This window comes from Mycobacterium sp. NGS40 (assembly GCF_059812735.1).
In genome coordinates this window covers 294,069-317,205 of sequence record NZ_JCALDG010000005.1, presented here as the reverse complement: position 1 = coordinate 317,205, position 23,137 = coordinate 294,069, and the positions used below count along the sequence as shown (strand labels likewise).

General features: G+C 66.4%; 19 protein-coding genes. 2 read left to right on the top strand and 17 right to left on the bottom strand.

What is annotated here, in order from left to right; all coding sequences use genetic code 11:
* Nucleotides 1-122 precede the first annotated feature (122 nt).
* Entirely contained in the window at nucleotides 123-2,384 is a 2,262-nt protein-coding gene (locus tag AC5Y5O_RS10815; RefSeq protein ID WP_500025068.1) for an EspK C-terminal domain-containing protein, read from the top strand.
* A gap of 72 nt (nucleotides 2,385-2,456) precedes the next feature.
* On the opposite strand, the gene AC5Y5O_RS10810 is transcribed toward AC5Y5O_RS10815, so the two are convergent.
* The 15 genes from AC5Y5O_RS10810 to espM form a co-directional block, all read right to left on the bottom strand.
* The gene (locus AC5Y5O_RS10810) at nucleotides 2,457-3,191 is read right to left on the bottom strand and encodes a hypothetical protein (protein ID WP_096290663.1); all 735 of its coding nucleotides are present in this window, start codon (nucleotides 3,189-3,191) and stop codon (nucleotides 2,457-2,459) included.
* Nucleotides 3,192-3,292: 101 nt separating this feature from the next.
* Nucleotides 3,293-4,861, bottom strand: a complete 1,569-nt coding sequence (eccD, locus tag AC5Y5O_RS10805; RefSeq protein WP_096290662.1) for a type VII secretion integral membrane protein EccD — start codon at nucleotides 4,859-4,861, stop codon at nucleotides 3,293-3,295.
* A complete protein-coding gene (locus tag AC5Y5O_RS10800) occupies nucleotides 4,858-6,729 on the bottom strand; it encodes a MinD/ParA family ATP-binding protein (RefSeq protein WP_500025066.1) in 1,872 nt (623 codons plus the stop codon). The genes eccD and AC5Y5O_RS10800 overlap by 4 nt, the downstream gene beginning before the upstream one ends.
* 106 nt (nucleotides 6,730-6,835) lie before the next feature.
* Nucleotides 6,836-7,129, bottom strand: a complete 294-nt coding sequence (locus AC5Y5O_RS10795) for a WXG100 family type VII secretion target (RefSeq protein ID WP_090597907.1) — start codon at nucleotides 7,127-7,129, stop codon at nucleotides 6,836-6,838.
* A gap of 43 nt (nucleotides 7,130-7,172) precedes the next feature.
* Nucleotides 7,173-7,484: a WXG100 family type VII secretion target gene (locus AC5Y5O_RS10790; protein WP_096290659.1), complete on the bottom strand. Its 312-nt coding sequence runs from the start codon at nucleotides 7,482-7,484 to the stop codon at nucleotides 7,173-7,175.
* An 88-nt stretch (nucleotides 7,485-7,572) separates the two neighbouring features.
* Nucleotides 7,573-8,817, bottom strand: coding sequence for a PPE family protein (locus AC5Y5O_RS10785; protein WP_096290658.1), 1,245 nt, complete (start codon nucleotides 8,815-8,817; stop codon nucleotides 7,573-7,575).
* A gap of 278 nt (nucleotides 8,818-9,095) precedes the next feature.
* Nucleotides 9,096-10,850, bottom strand: a complete 1,755-nt coding sequence (gene eccCb / locus AC5Y5O_RS10780) for a type VII secretion protein EccCb (protein WP_096290657.1) — start codon at nucleotides 10,848-10,850, stop codon at nucleotides 9,096-9,098.
* Nucleotides 10,847-13,132, bottom strand: coding sequence for a type VII secretion protein EccCa (gene eccCa / locus AC5Y5O_RS10775; RefSeq protein WP_500025061.1), 2,286 nt, complete (start codon nucleotides 13,130-13,132; stop codon nucleotides 10,847-10,849). The genes eccCb and eccCa overlap by 4 nt, the downstream gene beginning before the upstream one ends.
* Nucleotides 13,132-14,574 (bottom strand): type VII secretion protein EccB, encoded by a 1,443-nt coding sequence (gene eccB / locus AC5Y5O_RS10770; protein WP_096290655.1) that lies wholly within the window; start codon nucleotides 14,572-14,574, stop codon nucleotides 13,132-13,134. The genes eccCa and eccB overlap by 1 nt, the downstream gene beginning before the upstream one ends.
* 3 nt (nucleotides 14,575-14,577) lie before the next feature.
* Nucleotides 14,578-16,299 carry a type VII secretion AAA-ATPase EccA gene (gene eccA / locus AC5Y5O_RS10765; RefSeq protein WP_096290654.1) on the bottom strand — a complete coding sequence of 574 codons (1,722 nt, stop codon included), beginning with the start codon at nucleotides 16,297-16,299 and terminating at the stop codon, nucleotides 14,578-14,580.
* A complete protein-coding gene (locus AC5Y5O_RS10760) occupies nucleotides 16,296-16,904 on the bottom strand; it encodes a DUF2694 domain-containing protein (RefSeq protein ID WP_096291453.1) in 609 nt (202 codons plus the stop codon). Before AC5Y5O_RS10760 ends, eccA begins: the two co-directional genes overlap by 4 nt.
* A 31-nt stretch (nucleotides 16,905-16,935) precedes the next feature.
* The gene (locus AC5Y5O_RS10755; RefSeq protein WP_096290653.1) at nucleotides 16,936-17,814 is read right to left on the bottom strand and encodes an ESX secretion-associated protein EspG; all 879 of its coding nucleotides are present in this window, start codon (nucleotides 17,812-17,814) and stop codon (nucleotides 16,936-16,938) included.
* The gene (locus AC5Y5O_RS10750; protein WP_096290652.1) at nucleotides 17,814-18,128 is read right to left on the bottom strand and encodes an ESX-1 secretion-associated protein; all 315 of its coding nucleotides are present in this window, start codon (nucleotides 18,126-18,128) and stop codon (nucleotides 17,814-17,816) included. Before AC5Y5O_RS10750 ends, AC5Y5O_RS10755 begins: the two co-directional genes overlap by 1 nt.
* 72 nt (nucleotides 18,129-18,200) lie before the next feature.
* Nucleotides 18,201-19,433 carry an EspA/EspE family type VII secretion system effector gene (locus AC5Y5O_RS10745; RefSeq protein WP_165796500.1) on the bottom strand — a complete coding sequence of 411 codons (1,233 nt, stop codon included), beginning with the start codon at nucleotides 19,431-19,433 and terminating at the stop codon, nucleotides 18,201-18,203.
* Between the two features lie 340 nt (nucleotides 19,434-19,773).
* On the bottom strand, nucleotides 19,774-20,895 hold the full coding sequence (gene espM, locus AC5Y5O_RS10740) for an ESX-1 type VII secretion system transcriptional regulator EspM (protein WP_500025054.1): 1,122 nt from the start codon (nucleotides 20,893-20,895) through the stop codon (nucleotides 19,774-19,776).
* 443 nt (nucleotides 20,896-21,338) lie between these two features.
* Between espM and AC5Y5O_RS10735 the strand changes: the two genes are divergently transcribed.
* Nucleotides 21,339-21,620, top strand: a complete 282-nt coding sequence (locus tag AC5Y5O_RS10735) for a WhiB family transcriptional regulator (RefSeq protein WP_096290650.1) — start codon at nucleotides 21,339-21,341, stop codon at nucleotides 21,618-21,620.
* 163 nt (nucleotides 21,621-21,783) lie between these two features.
* On the opposite strand, the gene AC5Y5O_RS10730 is transcribed toward AC5Y5O_RS10735, so the two are convergent.
* Nucleotides 21,784-22,233 carry a nitroreductase family deazaflavin-dependent oxidoreductase gene (locus tag AC5Y5O_RS10730; protein ID WP_096290649.1) on the bottom strand — a complete coding sequence of 150 codons (450 nt, stop codon included), beginning with the start codon at nucleotides 22,231-22,233 and terminating at the stop codon, nucleotides 21,784-21,786.
* 23 nt (nucleotides 22,234-22,256) lie between these two features.
* Nucleotides 22,257-23,093 (bottom strand): NAD(P)H-binding protein, encoded by an 837-nt coding sequence (locus AC5Y5O_RS10725; RefSeq protein WP_096290648.1) that lies wholly within the window; start codon nucleotides 23,091-23,093, stop codon nucleotides 22,257-22,259.
* Nucleotides 23,094-23,137: the final 44 nt, after the last annotated feature.

Here is a 23,137-nt window from a genome sequence, read left to right as displayed (position 1 = left end):
GTTAGCCTGTCCCGACCTCGATTACGCTTATTACTCATGATGTCCGGCAACCTGCTAGCCGCTATCGCCCACGCGATTGGCGGCACCGATGCAGCGCGCCCCGCCTTGCCGAGGAGTAGCTGATGGGCCTCACCAAGCCAACGGGGGGATATGCCGAGCAGATGCTCGTCCCGGGCGGGTGGCCCGACGTCGATGAGCAGGCCTACTACGACCGCGCCCAGGAATACCTCCAGGTGCTGCGGCAGGTCACTGACGTGTTGGAGGCCTGCCAGTCGCAGCGGACCGCGCTCTTCGACGCCGAGTCCTGGTCGGGTAGCGCGGCCGCAGCCGCCAACAGTCAACTCGGCACGCTGATCGACGGATTGGTGACGCTGCAAAACGGTCTCGCCACCGTGATCACCTGGCACAAATACGTTGCCCAGACAGTCGTGCAGGCCAAGTCGGACGTCATCGACAACGTGGTCGAGGCGCATCGGACGATCGAGAGCCTGGAGAAGGATTCCAGCCTGGACGAAGCCGAGCGCACCCAGCAGATCAACACGGTGGTCACCACCACACTCGGAGCCAACGTCAGCATCGTCGACGGCACCGCCGCGCAGATCATGGTGAGCAAGTCGTGGAAGCCGCCGGCCAACGCGCTGCAGGATCTGCTCGACCAGAAAACACCACCGCCGGTCAACATCCCGGATGGTCCCACCCCGTCACCGTCGCCTTTCCCGTCTCCGCGGCCCATGCCACCGCCGGCCCCCGTCACCCCGGGGGGTGGTGGGCTCACACCGCCCACCCCGGGCGGTGGCGGAGCTACTCCTGCGACTCCGGGGGGTGGCGGGCTCGGACCGCTGACGCCCCCGCTGGATGGCGGCGGTCTGCAACCGACGCCGGGACCGTCTCCGGTCGGACCGACGCCTGCCCCGCCCGGTCCAGCCGGGCCCGTCGCTCCGGCGGCCCCGCTCGGCCCGGCCGCTCCCGCGGTGCCGTTGAGTCCGGCGGCCGGATTGCCCCAGCCGGGTGCGGGCCCGGCGGCCGGCGGACCCAAGGGCGTGACGCCTGCTGCGGCATCGGGGGCCGGCGTGATGCCGGCATCGGTGACGCCCGGCGAGGAAGCGGCAGGCGCGCATGCCGGCGCGGGTGGTGTGCCGACCGGCCCGATGGGCGGCGCCGGCGGTGCCGGTGGAGCGGGCGGATCCGGGGGCAGCGGTGGGCCCGGCGGCAGGTCGGGTGCCCCAGCCGCGGAGAAGGGAGCCGCCGACAAATCGGCCAGTTCGCGACCGGCCGCTACCGCCCGGGGTTCGGGCAAGAGCAAGCCTCGCGCGCAACCGATGCATCCCGATCGCGCCGAGGTCGGCGAAGCCATCGTGACGACGGCCGCGGCGATTCCGGTTTCGGCGGCACGCATCGAGCGCGACGCACTCGCCGCCGCCGCGACTGCCGACGCGGCCCGTCGCGCCGGGCCCGATCCGCTGCAGTTGGCCCGCCGTATCGGCGCCGCGCTCAACGCGCCGGACATGGGCGGTACCGACCTCGGCTTCTTCTGGGTGACCGGGGTGACCGCCGAAGGCGCGATTGTGGTCGCCAACAGCTACGGGCTGGCGTACATCCCCGACGGGGTGGAGTTGCCGGAGAAGGTTTACCTGGCCAGCGCCGACGAGACGATTCCCGCCGGCGAGCGGGCGCGCTGGGCAACCTATCCGGTGATGGCCGTGCAGGGCTGGGCGGCCCACCACGAGATGGAGTTGCGGGCGATCATCGGCACCGCAGAGCAGTTGGCCAACTCCGATGCCGGGGTGGCAACGATTGTTCTGCAACCCGACGACATCCCGGACACCGGCGACATGATCGGCCGGCCTCGGCTGGCGGTGGTGGATTCCGAAGCGGCAGAACGGCTGGCCGCGACGCCCGACACTCGTTTGGCCGACCTGCTGCCGCCGCCCCCGGAGGGGGCCGAGCCGGCGGCGGAGCCGCAGCCCGAACCGCAACCGGAACCGCAGCCCGAGTCCGCTCAAGTGGTGGAGCCCGAGGCCGCGGAGGTGCTCGTCACCCCGGGTCCGGGGCGGGTGCGGATGGGTGACTTGCTCGCCCAGATGCCGCTGCCGTCGGCCGACGCCGGTGCACCAGCGCCCAGTGCACCGTCGGACGATCGTTTCATGCTGTGGTTCGAGGTGATGAAGCCGATGGCCAGCGATGCGAGCGGCCGCCAGGCCGCGCACCTGCAGGCGTTCCAGGCCTACGCGGCGCACGCCGAAGAGGTTCTCCTGAAGGAAGCGCACACCACGATCGACCCGGACGACCAACGCACCGCGGTCGCCGACTGGATGTACTGGAAGTACATCGGCGAGCTGGTCAACGCCGCCTTGGCTGAGGCGCCCGTGCTCGCGCCGGCGTAGCCGGACCATCCACTAAAACAACCGGGCCCGGGCCAAAGAGCCCGGGCCCGAAAGTTCAGGGGCGGCAGTCGCTTAGATCCCGATCTCGGATTGCGTCGTCTCCGGGCGACCGGCGGCCGGTGCCTCGACGGGAGCGCTACCGGAGCCCGCCGCGCCCGCCGCGGCGCCGTCGGTGTCCTTCGTTGTCGCGTCGACTAATCGCGATTCGCCCGCGGGTGCGTCGTCGGGCTTGGCGGTGTCGTCTTTTTTGGTGTCGTCGGCCAGCTTCGCCGGCGCCGCGCTTCCCATGCCGCTGCCTGCCTGCTGCGCGGTCGACATGACCGTCTGCAGGCCCTGGGAAAGAGGTTGCACCGCCTGACCCATCGCAGCGAACTGACTGAGGTCGGTCGGCGTCGCCGGGCGGGGCTTCTTGTCGTCTTTCTTGCCGTCTTTGTCGTCGGGCTTCTTGTCGTTCGTCTGGGCACCCAGCAGTGTGGACGCACTTGCGGGTTGGTCCGTCCCACCGGGTTCGGAAGCAGCCAAAAACTGCACCTTGCTGACGTTCTCGCCAAGTCGCTGGTCGGTCTGGGCGTACATGTCGGCTGCCGTGACGATCTTCGAACCCGTATTGGTAAGGGCCGCTTGGGCTTCCGGCAGCCCCTTCACCACGGGCGATTCGATGATCGGCAACGTCTCGTTGATCGCGGCCGACACCGAATCGGTCCCGGGTGCGGTCATCGGGGGCGGGGCGGCGGGTAGCTGCTGATCGCGAACGGCGACGCCCGCGGCCTTGAGACGAGCGGGATCAACCACCAGTGGTTCAGTCATCGTTCGGCTCCCTTTGCGTGCCGGTTATCAGACAAATTTTACCGAAGGAGCCGCAGGCCAAGTGCAGCAATATTGCCCGGCACGCGGCGGCCTCATCCTTCTCAGAATTGGATATTGCGGACGGTGTCGTAGACGCCGGTGATCCACAGCAACAGCGGAAGGATCGCCGCGACCACGGCCCCGTCGAACAATTCCAGCGTCCGCTTCATCACCGGCGTAATACGGCGAATCCCGGCTGCCGCGCCGACTACCGTCAACGCGACCAAGGCGGTGACCAACAGAATGAGCACGAACCAGCGGGCGTTCGTCGGATACCAGATGCTCAACCGAATGGTCACCCCGATGGGAATCGCGACCGTGGCTGCCAGCAACGACCACGCGCACCAGGGCTGCGCGTAGAGGCGAGACCTGAACGCACACATGACCGTGACCAGACCGGCCACCACCAAGCTGTGCACGAAGAAGTGTCCCCGCACCAGGACCCCGATGACACCGGCAACGAGAACCAGGGTGCCGGCCGTGATGAAACCGGTCAGCAGCTGCTTGGCCACCTGGCTGCGTTCGGTCAGCCGGGCGGCCGAATGGGGTACCGACGCGATGATGGCCTGCCACGTCCGGGTTTCTTTGTCGTCGGGTGCCTCTTCGCCCGCAATGGGATCGAGCAATTCCTCGTGTTCCACGGTCTCGCCGGGTGCCGGGATAGGCGGCAGCGCGATCCGCGCGAAGACGACGGTCAACTTGGCGGCATTCGTCACCGTGAACAAACCGAACACGATCGCCAGGGCCGGAACCCATTGCTGCCAGCCGTACCCGTAGGCGAAGGCGGCCGCGGTCAGTGTGATCGAGGTGACCGCTGCGAACGACGCCAGCTCGGTACGGTGACGGGGCCCGCCACGGGTGATCAGCGTCAAGAACAGCACCGCCGCGGCGCCGGCGGCGAGCTGTGGCGGCCCGAACGAAGTAGTCATCCCGCGCGGCCGCGGGATGGCCATCGCCACGGCTACCACGATCAGCGGGAACGCCGTCGCCAGCAGGCTCTCCGACAGGTTCGGATTCTTGTAGAACCTGTTGGCCGCCCAGCTGCCCAGCAGCACAATCAGCCCCGCAGTGCCCATCCCGACCGGCCACCACAGATGGTGTCCGTTGGCCACCCACGCCACGGCGCCGATTCCGGTCATCGCCATCGTCACGATCGGAATGGCCACCCCGACAAAGCGGTTCAATGCCTTGCGGTCGAACTCCGGCGACTCGTCGAGTACCGCGATGGCATCGATGACGTCCTCGACGAGGGGGCGGTACCGCTCGGTGCGACTGACAGACACCAGCGTCAGCAACGACCCGTCGACGACGACGGCGTCATCCAGCGATTGATCCGCGGGCAGCGGCGGGGCGCCCGGGCGGGCGAACGTCCACGCGCCCTGCGCGGCGAAGTCGAAACCGGCGAGCACATCCGCGGGCGTCTCGCCCAGGATTTCCGCCAACACCGCGACGGTGTCGTCGATGTAGGTCTCTATCGCCGCCGAAGAGGGCAGCACCACATCGGTCAGCCGTCGGCCCGTCAGGATCGTGACCCGGGTTGTCGAGGGCTTGGCCGGGGCCGCGCCCGCGGGAGCCGGGGCGGCTGCGGCTCCCGCACCGGCAGCAGAATCAGTAGCGGTGGGCGCGCTCAACGACGTTCACTCCTGTCGAAATCGTCGGACAGTGCGGCGGCTAGTTCCAGGATCCTACGCTTGTAGACGGGGTCGAGAAGGCCTAACTGGATCTCGGTGCCGGCCGCGATGTGCTTGTCCCACGGCAACACGATGACCCGACCCGGTTGAACGTACTGCTCGAATTGCCGTGCCAGCTCGGTGACGGCGATATTGGTATCTCCCGGTGACACATGGTTGATCACCACACACGCGCGGGCCAGCAGGTCCTGGTGGCCGTGATTTCGCAACCAGTCGATCGCGACCGCGGCTTGCCGGGCGGCGTCGATCGACGCGCTGGTCACGATTACCGCTGCCGACGCCGTCGAGAGCACACCCCGCGTGACCGGGTCGAACAGGCCGGCGCCGCAGTCGGCGAGCACCAGGTTGTAGAACTTCGACACCGCCTCGGCTGCGTAGTGCCAGTCCGCCTCGCTGAATGCGCGCCGTGCCGTGCTGTAGTCCTCGCCCGGAAGTACTTCCAGATTCACCGCATTGGCACTGGTATGCGCACGGATGTCGTTGTAGTGAGTTAAGTCTTTGTCGGACAACAAGTCTGCGATGGTGGCGTCGGACTGACGCCCGGCGCGGTCGGCGAGGTTTCCGCAACTGGCATCGGCATCGAAAGCCAGAATGCGATCACGGCGGACCTGCGCGTAAACCGAACCGAGGGCGACCGTCACGGTTGTCTTGCCGACTCCGCCCTTCAAGCCCAATACCGCGATCTGATACGAACCCCGGGGACTGCGGCGAACGCGATTGCGTAGGTCCAGATCGTACTTCTCGTCGCGTGACAGACCCACGTTGATGCGCGTCAGCTTGTGGACCCACCGTCGCCAACCCCGGCGCGAAACCATCCGGGTCTTCGACTTTTTCGAGGGCTTAACGCCGATCTTCGAAGTTGCTCCCGGCGGATCGGCGATCGGGTGTGCTGAGGCCGAATCCGGTTGCACCGCACCGCGTTGCGTCGGCGGCATCTGCGGCGGGGCGCGATGCGGCGCCGGCCCGGCCGGATTGGGGCGCGGGCGTGGCGGCGGACCAGACTTTCCGCGGCGCTGCTCGGCATCCGGCGCTTGGCGGTGGGGAGGGCCGGCGGTGGGGCCGCGTTGGGTCTCGGCGGGATCGCGAGGAGCCTGGCGTGCACGGCGTGGCGGTGGGGGAGGCCCCACCGGCGAATGAGTCGGTGGCGGCTTCGGCCGGGCCGGCGGGCGCTGGTCATTGCGGTCGACCGGCATTGGGGGACGGGGGCTTTCGGGCCGCGCTGACGGTGGTCGGTCCTCCCAGTCGACAGGGGGACGCGGGGTCTCGGGCGGCGCGGGTGCTGGTTGGTCCTCCCAGTTGACGGGCATCGGCGGCGGCGCGTGGCCGTTGGGCGGTGGTGGGCCGGCCGGCTTCGGCGGAGCGCTCATGTCGAAGCCTGAATTCAGATCGAAGTCGGTTCCCGACTCCGCGATTTCAGTTCCCTCGGGGTGGGCGAAGAGGTCGTCGTAGCTGACCGGCATCGGGGGTCGCTGCGGGCTGGGTCGCGCCGGTGGGGGTGGCTGGACCGCGTCGACGGGCATTGGCGGGCGGCGGGTTTCGGGCTCGGCTGCTGCCGGGTGCTCGTTGAAGTCCACCGGCATGGGCGGCCGCTGCGGGTCGGGCCGGGCCGACGGTGCCGGCGGGTCCCAATCGACCGGCATCGGCGGCGGAGCCGGGGCGTCGGGCTTGGCACCCGCCGGTTTAGGTGCCGCAGCAGCAGGGGAATCGACGTCGAAGCCGGCGTCGATATCGAAACCCGAATCCGCTGCGTCGTCCGGGATTTCGCCCCCCGTGGGCGGCTGAAAGAGCCGGTCGTAGTCGGCCCCCATGAGCACCCCTCAAAAGTTCAATTCAGGCGCCGAAAACACGAGAAGAGGCGAGTTCTCCCATGCGGTTGAACTCGCCTGATCCCGTGTTTCGGCGTCGTTTGCCGTTCTAACCGCCGAACATGCCGCTGACGCCGTGCTCGGTGCTGGCCATCGCCGCACTGGCCTCGGTGATGGTGTGCGACAGCGACTGCAGCGAGTTGTTGAGTTCGTCAGACTTGGTCTGCCAGTCGTTCTGCACGGCCTGGTAGGCCTCCGAACCGGAACCGCCCCAAGCCTCGGCAAGCTTGGCGAGGGACTGCTTTCCTTCGTCGAGAAGACCCTGAACGGTCTGCACCGACGACGCGATGGAGCTGGCACCGGCCTCGATGCCGCTGAAATTCCATGACTGAGCTTCCGACATGATTTGTCTCCGTTTCTTTCTAAAGCTGAGGGGTTAGGTGGGCTCAGAAGCCCATGTTGCCGGCGGTCGAGTGCAGGTTGGAGGCCTGCTCTTCGTTGGCGCGCTGGTACTGGACGCCGGCGTGGCTGATCTTCTCGTGAATGTCGGTGAGCGCCTTGATCTGCGCGTTGCCGGCTTCCTGGAAGCGCTGCAGCGCGGCCTGCGCGGCCGAGCCGGCCTGGCCGGTCCAGTGGCCGGCGAGTTCGCCGCCGGTGTGCTCTACGCTCTTGATGACACCCTGAAGCTCGCCACCGATCCGGTCGAAGTTCCCGGCCTCGGCGCTGAGGGTACTGGCATCAGTTTTCATTTCTGCCATGTTGAACTACTTTCTGTGTGCTCTGTCCTCGCCAAGTGATGGCAAGTCTTCCGGCCCGGGCGGCCGGGAAGTCTGTTGTGGTGGATGCTCACCAGTCGTCTCCGTCGTCGATGCCGTGCAGCTCGTCGTAGTGGAGGTTGGTGCCTTCTTCCTCTTCGCGCGCAAGGGCGACCGGGGCCGCCATCCCGGCCCTGGAACCAGCGCTGGATTGGGCGCCGGCACCCGCACCGAGCGGCGCGGCGCCGGTGCCCGCCGTCGAGCCGGCGCCCGCGCCGGCAGGCGCGACGACTGCGCCGGGCTTGTCGAGCAACTGGCTCATCATCGACGTGCGGGGTCCGCTCAGGCCGGAGCCCGGAAGCTGCTCCGCGTGCATCAGCCCCATGCCGACGCTCGGGCCCGAGCCGCCCAGCAGCGGATGCGACGACAACGGCGGTGCCCCGATCAGACCCATCTGCGCGCCACCCTTACCGAGCTCGCCGCCGACTTTGCCGCCACCCACGGTGAGGTCGCCCAAGGTTGAACTGCCCATGCCGCCGGACTGACCGGCCATCGATGTCAGTTGCTGCAGCGGCTGCATGAGTTGCTGCATCGGTCCGCTCAGCTGCCCCAGCCCGTTCATCAACTGCGAAACCTGGTTCACCCCAGAGGGTGTGGGGGTCAGATCGTCGTCGCCGGCGGCGTCCTTGGCCGCCTGGAGCAGAGTCGAGGAACCTAAGCTACCGGGGTCGGCGGCTTCGTCGGACAGCGAGTTCAGCAGCGCCGCTGCCCCGGCCTGGGCCTCAGCTTCGGCAGCCGCGTCCATGCCCGGTGCGAGGATCGGTGACATCTCGGGAAGCGGTTCGAAGACGGTGTTGGCGGCGGTCTCGGCGGCATAGACATCCATCACGCCGCCGGCCTGGTTCCACATCCGGACGAAGTAGTCCGCCTCGTTGAATCCGATCGGCATCGTGTTGATGCCCAGGAAGTTGGTGGCCGTCAGGACCGTGTGGGTGATGTGGTTCGTCGCGATCTCCGGCAGCGACGGCGTCATTCCCAACGCCTTCACGTAGGCGGCGGCCTGTGCGGCGGCCTGCATGCCGCGCTTCTGCGCGGCCGCCGCGGCAGTCTGCAACCACGTGACCATCCGCGCGGCCGCGGCCGTCGCGCGCTCGCTGCCGGTTCCGGTCCACGCTCCCGACAGAGCGGTCATGCTCGCGGCCAATTCGGCGGCCTCGGCCTCCAGGCTGGCGGCCAGCGCCTCCCAGCCCGCGGCGGCCTGGAGCATCGGCGAAGGACCCGCGCCGGCCATCAGCCGTGCGGTGTTCAGCTCCGGTGGCATAGCGTGCCACAGCATGCTCGGTCTCCCTTGGTACGAGGTATGTGGTGCGTTAGTTCTCGGGGTCTGCTGTTACACGAAAGTTTCGCTCGTTCGAACAATGCGGGGTGGGGCGCATTTTGGCCGGCCCTCCTCGAATTACACGTGAACGAATATCAAATTCTGAGTAAACGCAAACCATTCTGTCGCAGTGAAAATCTTAATCGCACAATGCAGTCCCCGGCGCGGTTTATCGCGTTTCGGTTCCGGCTCCCGTAATGAGCGTTGGGATAATCCTAACCGCCTGCTCCAGGTGGTCAGTGCACTTCTTCTGGGGGATCGATGTAGGCGGCCTGGATGACGTCCTTGCCGTCGGGTGTCACGAGAATTCCCTGGCCAGGGGGCCGACGCTTGACCTGAAACTCCCTTGAGGGGAAGTCCGCCTTGTCGCCGGACAGCAGCAGCGTCGGAGACCCGGCACCATAGGCCGCGCCGACGAACTTGTCCATGGTCGACTTATACGCGTGGCTCATTTGGCAGGTAACGATGATGTGCAATCCGATATCTGAAGCGGCCGGTAACAATGGAGCCAACGGCATCATTGGAGGCATCCCTCCGGACGCGCCGACGATCATGTGCCAATCGTCGACCAAAAGCACAAGATCGAATCCCGTCCACCACGACCGCGACCGCAACTGGGAGGCGGTCAGATCGGCCGGCGGTAACCGCTTTTGTAGGTTGATCGCGAGCGCTTTGATCGACTCGTCCAGCGACTGAGCGTTGCGGTTGATGGCGCCCGCGGCGAGTAGGTGGCTTTCGGGCACCGCGTCCAGTAGTCCGGACCGGTAGTCGGCCAACATGAAGCGCACTTGGTCTGGACTGTTGCGGGCACAGATGGCGCGGGCAATGGCATGAGCAATGGTTGTCTTGCCCGACTTGGCCGCACCGAAGATCAGGATGTGGTTCGCCGCGTACAGGTGGGCGTACGCCGGCGTCAGGTCCGTCTCGCGGACGCCGACCGGGATCGTCCAGCGAGTGCGGTAGTCGGATTCCGGCCCGGGTGGTTCCGGATCCAGTTCGTACAGATGGATGCGTTCGGGCAGCACCCTGACCCGGGGTGCTTCCTCGGTGGTGTGGGACGCGATGTGGTTCACCGCGACCGTGAGTGCCTCGACCAGGCCGTCGGTGCTGTTGACGCCGTCGAGTCGGGGCGCACCCATCATCAGGTGGTGTTTCTCGATCGACATGCCCCGGCCAGGGCGGTTCGCCGGAATATCCCGGGTGGCGCGGTCCAGCTGGGTGTCGTTGACATCACCGAGCCGGAACTCGATCTTGGTGCCGAGGTAGTCGCGTACCCGTGACTTCAATTCCGTCCACCGCGGCGTGGTGATGATGGTGTGGATGCCGAACGACAGGCCCTGCGCGGCCAGGGTCTGGACGTTCGCCTCCAGGTCGGGGAATTCGGCGACGAACGCCGGCCATCCGTCGATGACCAGGAACACATCGCCGAACGGATCGGCGGCCACGGGTTGGCTGGGATCCGCGCGCAATTCGCGGTAGCTCGCGATCGAGCCGACCCGGTGCTCCTTGAAGGTGGCTTCTCGCTGCCGCAGAACGGCTTGCACCTCGGCGATCACGCGCATCACGCGATCGGGTTCCGACCGGGTGGCCACCCCACCGACGTGCGGCAGATTGTCCAGATACATCAACCCGCCACCGCCGAGGTCGATGCAGTAAAACTGGACCTGTCGCGGGGTATGGGTGACGGCGGCCGACAGAATCAGGGTCAGCAACAGCGTGGACTTCCCGGTCTGCGGTGCACCGCCGATGCCGATGTTGCCGCCACCGCCGGAAACGTCTACGCCCCAAGGTTCTTGGAGATGCCGGCGCGGCTCGTCCATGATTCCGAGCGGGAAGTACAACGGTCGTAGCTCGGCGCGCTTGACCAGTTCGTCTACGGCGGTGGGATGAGTCAACGGCGGCAACCACATCTTGTATGCCCGCGACTCGACGGTGCTGAGTTGGTCCAGGATCACCTCGCTCAGCGGTTTCCCCTTCGCCTCGGTGCTCATGCCGGCACCCCGCCGTGCGCGGCCGGTGCTTGCGCATCGTCGAGGTCTTCGAGAATCGGAGCCGCGGTGAATTGCCGAATTTGCATACCCCGCGCGCCGGGCCGGACGCCGTCGACCTTTTCGGCCTCGCCGTTGGTCTCGGTGTGCACCGGCGGAACGTAGGTGGCACCGGTGTACAGCGTGCTGAACTTGACCGGGTCTTCCATGCCGACCCGCAAGAACCCGACGCCGCTTTCCTTGTTGGTGATGTACTGCGCCTCAGGCGTGCCGATCACCGACTTGGATTCATGAGAGCTGGTGGTGCGCAGCGCGATCCGGTAGGTGAGGTTGGGCTCCAATTTGTCGATGCGCGCGCCACCGGTCTGTAGCGACTGGGTGGCCAGCAACAGGTGCACCCGCAGTGAACGGCCCACGCGGCAGATCCGGTCGAACAGCCCGACGAAGTCCGGGTGACTTTGCAGCAACTCGGCGAACTCGTCGACGACGACGAAAAGCGTTGGCAGTGGCTTCAGGTCGGCGCCACGCTCCCGGTACTTCTCGTATTCGGCCACACCGGACAGCGCCCCGGTCGCACCGACCTGGATCCCGGCCTGGCGCAGCAAGTTCTGCCGCCGGTCCAGCTCGCCGGTCAACACCTCACCCATCCGGCCGACGAGCTCGGCTTCCTCGGCCATGTTGGTGATGACCGCCGCGGTATGCGGAAGGTTTTCCATGCCCAGGAATGTCGAGCCACCCTTGAAGTCGGTGAGCAACAGGTTCACCTGGTCGGGGTGAGTGATCGATACCAGCGACAGGATGAGGGTGCGCAGGAACTCGGACTTTCCCGACCCGGTGGTTCCGATCAGCATGCCGTGCGGCCCACCGCCGAATTCGGCACCCTCCTTGATGTCCAGCGTCATGATTTCGCCGGTCTTGAGCTGGTGACCGAATGGGATCTTGAGGCGGTCAAGATCCTTGTCGGCGAACATCTTCCAGCGTGCCGGCGTGATGTCCTCGACGCTTTTCGCGCCCACCAGCTGGTAGAACTCGGTCGCCACCTTCTTCTTGGCGGCCCCGGTGCTGGCCTTCTTGTCGATGATGGTGCCGGTGATCGACCACCCGGCCAGCTTCCTGGCGATGCGTGCCGCCTGCGGCGCCGACATGTGGTCGGTGCTGGCCGTCACCTGGCGGAACTGCTGGCCGGGCAGGCGGTCGTCGGCAGTCCCGTCCGCGGCCACCCTGATCCGATAATTCGAGCCGCGATGGTTGCCCAGCGTGAACACCGTGACGCCGGCCCTGCCGTCCGGCGGGACCCCCGCCTTGCCGCCGGTCAGATCCACGACGACGACGTAGGGTCCGCCCGGCGTCGAATCCGGTGAGTGTGGGCCGCGGGCCGCGAGATCGGAGAGGCTTTCCGGGTGGGCGGAGATCATCCGGACCGGTCCGGCCGCGTCGGTGTCGGTCGGATGCTGCACGTGCGGAAGCCATTTCAGCCAGGACCACTCCGGATCATCCGGCGTCTCGGTGAGCACCCGGATGGCCAGCAGGTCCGGCGGATGGAACACCGCCAGGTGACAGATCATGGCCGTGAGCAATCCGGCCGCCCCGGCCGGGTCGCCACCGATGGCGATGGTCGGAAATGTCCTGAGCTGCAGCAGTTTTGGGCAATCATGGATCAGGCCGTGGGTGCGCAAGAATTTGACCGCCCACATGTTGGCGACCGGCTCCAAATACGGCTGAGGTGCTGCGGTCGGGCCCGCCAGCTCGCCGCCGACCGACGGCTTCATCAGCCGGTCGACCGCCGGCTGGTCACCGATTCCGATGCGGGTGGCCGCGTAGAAATCGGCGCTGGCTGGGCGCGACCACTGCCGGGGTGTGCCGATGATCGACAGCAGATCGTCGGGGTGGGGTGCGTGATAGCTGAAGAAGGCGACCTGCGCGGTGGCAGACGACGTCACCCGGGGGCGAAGTCCCGCCAGATACCGCAGGTACTCCTTGCGGTCGGCGTTGATCTCGGGCACCTTCTTGCCACCGCCGCCCCCGCCGGCGCCCACCATGCTCAACGACATCATGATCATCATCAGCGGCGTCATCATCATGTACGGAGACAGCGCCTTGGTGCCGGTGAACACCATGATGCCGATCATGCCGAGCATGCACACACCCATCACATAGGGCATGACCCGCTGGACAAAGCTGGGCGGGACATCGACACCGAGGTCCTCGGGCGGTACGACGGCGATCTCGCCCGGCGTCAAGCGGGGACCGCGGGTTACCGATGGGGTGAACTTGCGTGTCGTCATCAACCAGCTCCGGGCGCTGCGGGTAACTTTCGCGGGCTCGGGTCGGCGGGCAGCGTGTCGTGCTCCAGCAGGGCGGCTTCTTTGGACAGCACCGGACCGTCGACCAGTAGTCGAATGATCTCCCATGGCGCGGGCTTTGGCGACTGCAGACCCAGCGAGGCGGCCGCCTTCGGGTCGGATATCCCGTACCGCACGCCCTGCGGGTCGACGTAATACAACGATTCGCCGTACCGGGGATCCGGGGACTGCAGCTGCAAGTACTTGCCGCCGTCGATGTAAACCGTTGCCGGACCCTGGATCTGCTTGATGCCCTGGCCCATCACCGACGTCGGCACCGGCAGATGCCGACCGGTCACCACCGCCGTCCGGGGATTCTGCTCACCGGGCTTGCGTTCCCACGTCCAGCACAGCACCGGTTCGTTCGGCCGGTTGACGATCTTGATCGACTGGTCGGGCAGCGGTGAGTTGTACACGCGTTCGGGGATCCTGACCACCAGACTCGAAACCACCGACGGCGGCTCGACCAGTCCGTGCGACTGGGCGGCGCGCAGCGCCACCGCGGTGTTGGCGTTGATGGGCGCGACGCCGTCGGGCAACACCACGAAATATTGCGGCCCCGACTGGGCATGGATCTGGAACACCGACCCGATCACCAGAAAGTCAGGCAGCCCAAGGGTATTGGGCGCACCGTCGTCCGGGATCGGGGTCAGCTGCCAGGATCCACCGTCGGGCAGCGCATTGAACACGGCGGTGGACAGTGGGCTCGGTTTGGCGTTCACGGGTATGCCCACCGCCGAGGTGAGAGTGCGGTCGGCCAGGTCGGTGGCGTGCCGGCCGGTCGAGGTGATGATCCAGTCTTTGCCCTGGTAGTAGGCCAGCAGCGCCTCGTTGGGCTGCAGGGCATCCACGGAGGAGTCCAGCGACAGCGGCATCGCGATCACCGACGTCTGGACGGTCGGATTGATGGTCTCGGCCTTGGTGACGGTGTCGCACAGTGCCCACACCGACGCCGAGTCCGACGACACCGGCGTGGCATAAGGAGCGCCGGGAATGCCGACCGTCTGGCCCCTGGGGAACTTGCCCAGCTCAGTGGCTTTCACGACGGTGGGCTCGGCGGGATTGCCCAGTACCAGGCGTGCCGATGTCAGGTTGTAGACGGGATGCAACTGCCCGGACACCATCAGGTACAGCTGGTTGGTGGAACGGTCGACGAACAAGTTGCCGCCGCCGAGCTTGCCCTGCGGCTTGAAATACGCCATCGCCAGGGCGCCCACCAGGAACAGCACCGAGATGACGATGCCCAGCGCCGCCGCCCGCCCGTAGAAGGACAGCGGGTCGTCGAACATCCGGGTGTCCCGGCGAACAATGGCATGCTCCAACCGCCGCAGCAGGAAGCGCCAGCCACTGACCTGGACCTTGGTGGTGAGCCGAAACCCCGCCATGCGCTACTCGGTGACGGCCAGCCGGGCGTGCACTGATGCCACCGCCTCGGCCATGTCTTCGCCGTTGATCTCACGCAGGAAGTCCGCGTCGAGTTCCTCGAAGTCGACCGCTTGAGTCAAGCGCATGTCACGGTATTGCTCTGCGGCCTCCACCATTTGTCGCGCATAGCGTCCGTTGCCGGCGATGTCCAACGCGGCTTTGCCGCGTACCGTCCGCTGGCTCAGCAGCTTCGCCGCCTCCAGCAGGTTCTCGGCCGCCTCCACGCTGAGCTCCGAGTCGTTGTTCTTCGCAATGACTTTCGCGATTTCGAGAATCTCCTCGGGGGAGTAGGAGTCGAATTCGATACGGGTGGCGAACCGTGACCGCAGTCCTTCGTTGGTCTCCAGAAGTCTATCGATGTCGTTGCTGTAACCGGCGATAATCACCACAAGACGGTCTCGGTCGTTTTCCATCCGGGCCAGCAGCGTGTCCAGCGCCTCTTGACCGAACGGGTCCGACCGGCCCTCGCGTTCCTGAACGAGGGTGTAGGCCTCGTCGATGAACAGCACACCGCCCAGGGCGCGGTCGATCGTCTTCGCCGACTTGACCGCGGACTGTCCTTCGTATTCGGCGACGAAATCCTTACGTGCCGTCTCGATGAGTTTCGGTTCCTGGATGACGCCCAGACCCGCCAGGATGTTGGCCACCACGCGGGCTATGGTCGTCTTGCCGGTCCCGGGCGGCCCGGTGAAGATCATGTGCTTGCTCGCCTGTGCGACCTTCATGCCGCGCGCGGCACGAACTTTGGCCATCTGGGTCGCGGCGCGGTAGCGCTCCACCTGATCCTTGACGCGAGTCAGCCCGATCTGCCGGCGTAGCTCCGTCTCCGCCTCGGCGAGCAGCTTTTCCCGCCCCGAGGTGTCGGCCACGACACTTGCCGCATCCCAGGGATCTGTTCGGGCGGCGATCTGCTCGGCGCTGGTGGTCGCCAGGCGGTAAGACGGATCCTTCAGTGCCGCAGTAACTTTGGGGCTCGGGTGGGTCGTCTGCAACCATTCCAGCAGGGCCACCGCGGCTTCTTCGTTGCCCTGGCCGCGGCGAGTCATCGCCAGGTACCAGGCAATGGCCTGCGCGCACGCCTCGCCCGCGGGCGACGAGTTCGCCTCGGTCAGGCGGCGCTCGGCTTCGGTGAACAAGCCGAGATTGGCGGCCGCGACTCCATGTGCGACGCCGGCGGCAGCAGCCAGAAACGCGTCGGGCCACTTGCCGGCGGCTCGGACTTCGTCGATGACCTCGGTCCAGCGCTGCCCTTCCCCGTAGACCACCGCCTTGGTCCACGACAACAGGTGCTCGGCACCGGAGGTCGGGCTGGCTTCTACGGCTTCCAGGGCATCCGCGTAGTTACCCGCCGACGCTTCGTTCACCGCGAAACCGATCGTGATCGCCAGCGGTGAATTGACCGGATACGTGATGTCGCCGTAGAGGCCGCCGATCGGAACCCGGGCACCCAGGGCGCTCATCGAGACCTGGGCAGAGCCCGACAGCTGCCCGAAGTACTTGCGCGAGTACCAGGCCCGGAACAATGTCACCCGGTCGTTGTCGCCGCACCGGATCCGGCCGACCCATGCGTCGCATGCGGTCTCGTCGTAGTTCGTGATCTCGGTGAACAGGTCAAGCGCCCGCGACTCCGAGACCGGCAGCATGCCGACCGCGCTTTCGAACAGGCCGGCCAGATGCTCGCTCATTTATCGGCGGCGTAGCGCACGGCGAAGACTTCGGCCTGTGCCGTCTCAGCCTGTTCCTCCGTCGGTAACCGCATGCCGGTATCCACGAAGTCACGCAGCAGCTGGGTGCTGTCCAAGCCCATGTCGGTGAGTTGTTGCAGCCCCGCGTTGTCGGCGGCACTGTCCATGACGTAGGTGCGCTGCCCGGCCAGCCCTTTTTGCCGCGCCAACTCGGCCAGCACCACGATCTCGTCGGCCAGCTCGTCCTCGGTCAGGTTCGTCGCCTTCGGCGACAGCTTGACCCGCTGAGTGCGGCCGTCGATGAGTGCGGACACCGACACCGTCTCGGGCGGGTTGGTCACGGTGAACTGCTGGACGCCTTCCTCTTCGTCCTCGTCGTCGTCGGAAGGCTCGGTTGTCGCGGCGATGGCCTCCAGCTCGTCGTCGGCCTCTTCGGGCTCGGTCGGCGCGTACGCGTCCAGGGCGTCGGCCTCCGACTCCTCGCTGCTGTCGTGGGCGGCGGAGAAGTCCAGGGCATCCCCGTCATCGTGGCCGTCGTCGGATCCGGACTGGTAGGAGGAGAAGTCCAAGGCGGAGAGATCGTCGTGCTCATCATGCTGGGACATGGGATCCATCTTTCATTGGTAGCGGCAGAGATCAGCCTCGGTACGAGGCGTGAGTGTGATCGGTGTGCGCGGACTCGTCATCTGAAGTGTGATCGAGCCAGGTGCGCGCGGGGAGGAATTCCAGCAGTCCGTCTAGTGTCCGTTGCAGATTTTCTTGGGAACCAGGCAGAAAACTTCCATACAGCTCGCCGTGCACGCGGCGGGGCAGCGACACCAGTCGGCCCAGCGGTGAGTCGAGGATGCCGGCAGCGACGTCGGTGTGGGTGCAGGTGCCGCCGGAGTGACGCTCGCTGGCGATGATCTCCACCCAGCTATCCGGGTTGCCGACGATCTCGGCGTAGATGCGGGCGGTGGCCGGCGCGATACCGAGGTTCGCCAGGTGTGCCGCCGTAGTGCATTCGGCCAGTTCGCTCGCCACACCGGTCAGCGGTTCGACGTTGGCCGGCGTCGCCGGGCCCAGCACGGCGGTCACCATGCCTGCCAGACCCACCTGCGCCGCCACCAGTTGGAGCGCGATCAGCTCGCCGTGCCGAGCGGCGATGACATGACGATCGCCCTTGCGGCACACCGCAAAACGCACCATCACGCCGTCGCCCATATCGCGGCGCCACCACCGGCCTTCCAGGGTCCGGTCGGGCCTGCTGAGCGTGTCGATGATGGCCGTCACGGTCGGGTGGGGCTGGCCCAGTTCGTTCAGCACCCCTTGCTGGGTCAGGTCCTTCTCCACCTGGTCCCAGACAAGTTTGCGTAGATCGTCTTGCGGGATGTTCTGCCGGATCCCCAGGGCCGCTGGGAATTCGATCAGGTGCAACCGGTCGGCGATCACCAGCATGCCGTCGATAGTCACCTCGACGCCGACTACGTCGTCAACAAGACCGGCGCGGCCGGCGGCGAGGGGACCGGTTGTCATTATTTGTCGAGCAGTTGCTTGTTGAGGTTGCCGGCCAACTCGCTGTCGACACCCTCATACGCCGACTTGGCGGTGCGCAGCTTTGCGGCCATCAGCAGGCTGGCGTCTCCCAGGGCTTTGCCCGCGGTCTTGCGGATGCCCTCGATGGTGTCGAAGGCACCATTGGAGCACCCGCTGATGACGCCGTGCGTAAGCCAGCAGTTGCTTCCGGTGCCATTCAGGGCGTCGGCCCCCGCCTGGGCATCCTTCTGTGCGGCTTCCTGTTTGGTCGCCAGCGTCTCGAGGATCGCTGGTGAGACGAGTAGATTTGCCATTGGTTGGTCTCCTTAACGTTCGAATTTCGCGCTATGGCGTTGGCCCGCCATGTTTTTGACGCGCGAGTGCTATCAAAGGACGCGTTCGCGGCCGGCTGCTGCCGGTGCGGCGGCCGGTGCCGCAGCAGGTGCGGTGGCATCGACGGGTGCACGCTCGCTGCCTCCGTCTTTACCGGCTGCGGCACCTGTTTCAGCGTCCCGCTTGGCGTCGTCTTCCTTCTTCTTGTCCTCGTCGTCCTTGACGTCGCTGACGTCGCTAGCCGCGGCCGGGGCGGCGGCAGCCGCGGGAGCGGCGCCCTTGGCGGACTGGGCCAGCGACTGGATTTGTTGCATGCCCTGGCCGAGCGTCTGGCCGACCGTGCTGAGCCCCTGCGACGCCTGCCCGATCTGGGCCAGGCTGGGCGGCGTGAACGCCGCCGGTGCCGGAGTCGTCTTGTCGCCCTTGGCCGGAGTGTCCGTCTTGGTGTCCGAGGTCTTCGCGGCGGCGGCTTTGTCGCTGGAGGACTGCAGCAGCGCCTTCTGCTCCGGCGCAACCTTGTCGCCCGCTTCGGCGGCCAGCTTGTTGACCGACTTCCCGGTGGACACGAAGGTGTAGTCCGTCAGGCCGTCGGAGACGGCGCGGAAGCCGGACAACTGCGACGAGGTGTCCGCCGCAACCTTGCCGTCGATCTTGTCGAAGGTGCCCGCCAGCTGCGTGCCCACATCTTTACCCAACTGGACGTATTGCTGACCCAGGGTCGCGCACTGGTTGGAGATGCTCATCGAACTGGACAGGGTCAGCATCTCGACGACGAAGACGGCGGCACAGCACGCGAAGGCGGCGATGATCTGCCACGCCTGCGATATACCCGGACCCGCGATCGGGATCAGGTAGAGGGCCAGGGCGATACCCGCGGCGGCGGTCAGCACGGCCACGTTGACCGTGCAGCACAGGTGTGCCTGCTTAACCTCGCTCGCCTGCTTGCTCAGGTAACCCTTCAGGGTCTGGTCGTACGTCTTGAACGTGTCGACGAAACCCTTGAGCGTGTTCACCTGGTTGATGTAGGCCGTCGCCGCGGCGCCGCTCCAGTCCCGCGGATCCGGAATGGCGCCGGGGTCCAAGTCCTTGAGGAACAGGTTGAGTTTGTCCGCAGCGGTGGATACGGCGGACCCGGAGTTGGGGGATCCAAATCCGTTGAGCAAGTCCACGATTGTGACGGCCAGCGCCGCGGCATCGACAATGGCCGTCGGCGTCGGCAGTACTTTTGTTCCGCTTTCTTTCAACGCCTTTGCCAGAACCGCGTTCTGCTTGCCGGCGTAGATCATCCCTTTACCGAGGATCGTGGCGGCGCTCGCACCAAGGTTGGCCCAGTCCCCAGCCGAGGCAGCAGTAACGCCAGATCCAAAACTTTTCACACACGTCGCTAAATCTGTTGCACCGTTAAGCCAAGCCACGTCGGTGTTTCCCTTCAAGCTCGCAGATCCTGTGCACCGATCCTGTGCACGGTAGAACGAGCCTAACAGCGCTCAGAGCGGGTCCAGTGCACGAATTTTTCGGCTAGGCAACAGCTTCCACCACCCGGCGTTCGGCCGCCACGGTAAACATTGCGGCAAGGTTGCCGAAAAGCGAACAATGAGAATTGGTGCTGCCGGCGACCCACGAAAATCAGTTGATATGGCCTATCAAAGTTTCGATCGCGGCCGTTACGTGCGCGGGCAAAGGCTCCTCGTCCTCGGCGCGCACAATCATTTCTTCGTCGACGCCGGCGGCTTGCGCAATTTCCAGCGTCGAGAGGTTAGCCCGGCGCCGGGCCGCATACAAGCGTTGCGCCAGCGGGGCATCCGGAGCGTTCGCCCCGAGCGTCATCAATTCGTCGCGGTGCCGGCGAACCGCACTCAGCGCCTTTATCAATTCCGGGGTAATTTGGCTGATCCTGGTGGCCCGCACGGCGATCGCCTCGAGCTGCCGCAGATCGGCGAGGACAGGGGCCGAGCGCTCGGTGAACTCGGGGTCCTCGGCCGGTGGTAACGCCGAGATGGCCAGACTGCACCCGTCCACGGCGGCGACGACCGCCTGGGCGATCAGCGACGCTGCGCCGTGAGCCTCGGGGCTGTCGACCGTCGCCGGACCGTCGGCCGGTGCGGCTTGCGGGGCGGTGTCGTCCGCCGCGACCGGCTCCCCATGGCGGATCCGATCGATGGTTCCGGCAGGCCACTGCAGGACTTCCTCGAGCTTCGCGCGGGTCCGTTCGCGCGGCCAACTGCGGCCCTTCTCGAAAGCAATCAGCGCGCCCGCGTTGATGATCCCATCCGACGCGAGGCTGCGCTGGCTGATGTCGAGTTCGCGACGGCGAGCGGCAGCGGCGGCTCCGGCGCGAACCACGCCCGGATCCAGATCGATTGGCGCGATGTTGTCCCCCTGCTCATCGGAATCGTTAACCCCTTGCTGGTCAACGGATTTCGGCGGCCTGACGACTTCAAACGTCAGGACTTTCCCCGCGGTGGGGTCCCCGAACCGGACGATCGTCTTGTCGGTGATCGTCACGGAGGTCTGTCGTAGTCCGTCGACGAACATGCCGCTCGGGCTGCTGTCGACGATGCGCCACTCCCCATTGGCGGCTTCGGCTCGCAAGTGCTCCTGCGAGATCTGTGGATCATCGATCTGTACGCCGGCCTGAGGTTCGCGGCCGATGGTCACCACGCCCCGGTCGGGCTCGATCGCGTGTGATGTGTCGCCGCTGTGCACCACCAGCAGAGCTGGTCGGGCGGTTGAGGCGGCGCTGGACATCGTCGGTGATTCCTCGCTCACTATTTGCCTGGCGGCGGGTGCCCGCCATCAGGAGTCTAACTGCTGCACCCGTCAAATTCTATCGCGCCGCTACAGTTCAGCGCCAAATTGTTACGGAACAAGCCTGCACACAGCGCCGCGGGGTAACCGTGGTGTAACCGCATCACCGCTACAGTTTGTTGTCCGGCGCGCCCGACGCCGTTCGTGGCGGCGGCGCTTTTTGGCGTATGACCTGCTCGGCTCCACCATTGGGGCACCGTTTCGCCGCAGTTTCCCACCAGTTCAGCGAGGTGAAGCCTGCGGCGCGTGAGATATGGCCGTAGCGCCTGCATACCGGCTCGAACTGAAAACACAGCACCAAACTGTTGCATCGCGACGGTTAGTGCTATACCCTTTCGAGTCATAGGACGCAGAACTGCAACGCTTTCTGGAGGAACGTAGCGATGACCGCAACAACTCTGTACAACATCCCGTTGGGCGCGTGCACCCAGGACCCGGACCGCTGGACGACCGCCCCCGATGCCGAGGCCAAGGCCCTGTGCCGGGCTTGCCCGCGCCGGTGGCTGTGTGCCCGCGATGCTGTCGAGTCAGCGGGTGCCGAGGGCCTGTGGGCCGGTGTCGTGATTCCCGAGTCGGGCCGCCCGCGCGCGTTTGCCCTGAACCAATTGCGGTCGCTGGCCGAGCGCAATGGATACCCGGTACGCGAGACGGCCAAATCGGCCTGACTCCGGCTTCCTGAGACGCGTCCGCAGTTGAACAACGTTCGGACCGAAGTGGAAACACTTGAGCGGCTCCATCTTTGGAGCGCCCCACTCGGATAGCCCGGACCAGCGAACAGACAGCGCGAGAACCAGCCACGGTTCTCGCGCTGTCTTGCGTTTCAGGACGCTACGTTGAAACGGCCGGGTCGAAGCGAAAGACGCTGAGCCGGCCCGCTAACGCCTCGAATTCGTCGGACGTCCCGTCGCGCACCATTCCCGAACGTTTGGCGAACGACACCCCGACCGGCACCCTCTTCGGAAACTCCCGCAGCACCGGACGCGCCTGTTCGGCCGTCAGCTCGACGATCCGGACCTCCCGGGTTCGTCGGCCTCGGCTCAGGGTGCCGGTACCGGCGGCGCGGGCGTTCGCCGCCCAGTCCGCGCCCGGGTAGCCCGCGACGACGTAGAGGCCGCCCTGGAATTCAAACGGTGTCATCGGGGTGCTGCGCGGTTGGCCGGACTTGCGGCCCGGCACGGTGAGCACCATGGCCGGGCCGGTCGGTATCCCCAGTTTCTGCACCGCCATCATCACCTTGTTCATCGGCTTGAGGTAGCGCGGCGGCTGTGGTTCGGACATGTCGGAATCTCCTTATCTGGGACCTAGCTCGTGTACAGGTCTTGGTGCTCGGACACCCACTGCGCGAAGGACTGTGGCGCCCGGCCGAGGATTTTCTCGGCGTCGTGCGTGACGAGCGCCGGATGGTCCAGCGTTTCGGCGAGCATGGCCGTATACGCGTCGCCGAACTCGGCACCAAAACCCAACTCGATGAAGCGCTGCCGCACCGCCTGCACCGGAATTTCGCGGTACTGCAGCCGGCGCCCCAGCACCGTGCCGATAATCGCCACCAGTTCTGCGTTCGTCAGCGCGTGGGGACCGGTTAAGGGAACCCGTTGACCGACCAATTCCTCGCCGAGCAGTGCGCGCGCCGCGACGGCCGCGATGTCGCTCTCGACGATCGGAGCGGTCGACGCCGCGGCATACGGACCGGCCACCACATCGCCGGCGCGAATCTGTGCGGCCCACATCCCGGCGAAGTTCGTCGCGAAGACGGCGGGCCGCAGGCTTACCCATGCCAGGCCCGAGTCGACGGCCAGCCGCTCGACCTCGCGGTTGCGGTCGCCGCGACAGCGCGATGGCTGCCGTGAGAAGTCGTCATCGGCGTTGATCGCCGACAGCGCAACCAGTTTGGCGACTCCTGCGCTTCGGCATTCGGCCACGACGTCGGCGAGACTTTCACCGAGGGCACGCGAGTTCAAGAACACCGCCGATGCTCCCGGCAGCGCGTCGCGCACCGAGTCGAGCACCTCGACGGGGGAGGGAAACGCGGCGCGATTCGGGGTGCGGGTGATGGCGCGCACCCGTGCGCCCGCGGCGACGAGCTCGGCAACGAGGGGGCGTCCGACGTTGCCGGTCGCTCCGGTTACGACGATGGTCATGGTGTTCCTCCTGAAAGTCGACGATCTTCATCAACGACGGACGC

Bases quoted from the DNA above. Each gene is read 5' to 3' on its own strand.
- AC5Y5O_RS10815 (WP_500025068.1), top strand. From the start codon at position 123: ATGGGCCTCACCAAGCCAACGGGGGGATATGCCGAGCAGATGCTCGTC.
- AC5Y5O_RS10810 (WP_096290663.1), bottom strand. From the start codon at position 3,191: ATGACTGAACCACTGGTGGTTGATCCCGCTCGTCTCAAGGCCGCGGGC.
- AC5Y5O_RS10800 (WP_500025066.1), bottom strand. From the start codon at position 6,729: ATGGGGGCCGACTACGACCGGCTCTTTCAGCCGCCCACGGGGGGCGAA.
- AC5Y5O_RS10795 (WP_090597907.1), bottom strand. From the start codon at position 7,129: ATGTCGGAAGCTCAGTCATGGAATTTCAGCGGCATCGAGGCCGGTGCC.
- AC5Y5O_RS10790 (WP_096290659.1), bottom strand. From the start codon at position 7,484: ATGGCAGAAATGAAAACTGATGCCAGTACCCTCAGCGCCGAGGCCGGG.
- AC5Y5O_RS10785 (WP_096290658.1), bottom strand. From the start codon at position 8,817: ATGCTGTGGCACGCTATGCCACCGGAGCTGAACACCGCACGGCTGATG.
- eccCb (WP_096290657.1), bottom strand. From the start codon at position 10,850: ATGAGCACCGAGGCGAAGGGGAAACCGCTGAGCGAGGTGATCCTGGAC.
- eccCa (WP_500025061.1), bottom strand. From the start codon at position 13,132: ATGACGACACGCAAGTTCACCCCATCGGTAACCCGCGGTCCCCGCTTG.
- eccB (WP_096290655.1), bottom strand. From the start codon at position 14,574: ATGGCGGGGTTTCGGCTCACCACCAAGGTCCAGGTCAGTGGCTGGCGC.
- eccA (WP_096290654.1), bottom strand. From the start codon at position 16,299: ATGAGCGAGCATCTGGCCGGCCTGTTCGAAAGCGCGGTCGGCATGCTG.
- AC5Y5O_RS10760 (WP_096291453.1), bottom strand. From the start codon at position 16,904: ATGTCCCAGCATGATGAGCACGACGATCTCTCCGCCTTGGACTTCTCC.
- AC5Y5O_RS10755 (WP_096290653.1), bottom strand. From the start codon at position 17,814: ATGACAACCGGTCCCCTCGCCGCCGGCCGCGCCGGTCTTGTTGACGAC.
- AC5Y5O_RS10750 (WP_096290652.1), bottom strand. From the start codon at position 18,128: ATGGCAAATCTACTCGTCTCACCAGCGATCCTCGAGACGCTGGCGACC.
- AC5Y5O_RS10745 (WP_165796500.1), bottom strand. From the start codon at position 19,433: ATGATCTACGCCGGCAAGCAGAACGCGGTTCTGGCAAAGGCGTTGAAA.
- espM (WP_500025054.1), bottom strand. From the start codon at position 20,895: ATGTCCAGCGCCGCCTCAACCGCCCGACCAGCTCTGCTGGTGGTGCAC.
- AC5Y5O_RS10735 (WP_096290650.1), top strand. From the start codon at position 21,339: ATGACCGCAACAACTCTGTACAACATCCCGTTGGGCGCGTGCACCCAG.
- AC5Y5O_RS10730 (WP_096290649.1), bottom strand. From the start codon at position 22,233: ATGTCCGAACCACAGCCGCCGCGCTACCTCAAGCCGATGAACAAGGTG.
- AC5Y5O_RS10725 (WP_096290648.1), bottom strand. From the start codon at position 23,093: ATGACCATCGTCGTAACCGGAGCGACCGGCAACGTCGGACGCCCCCTC.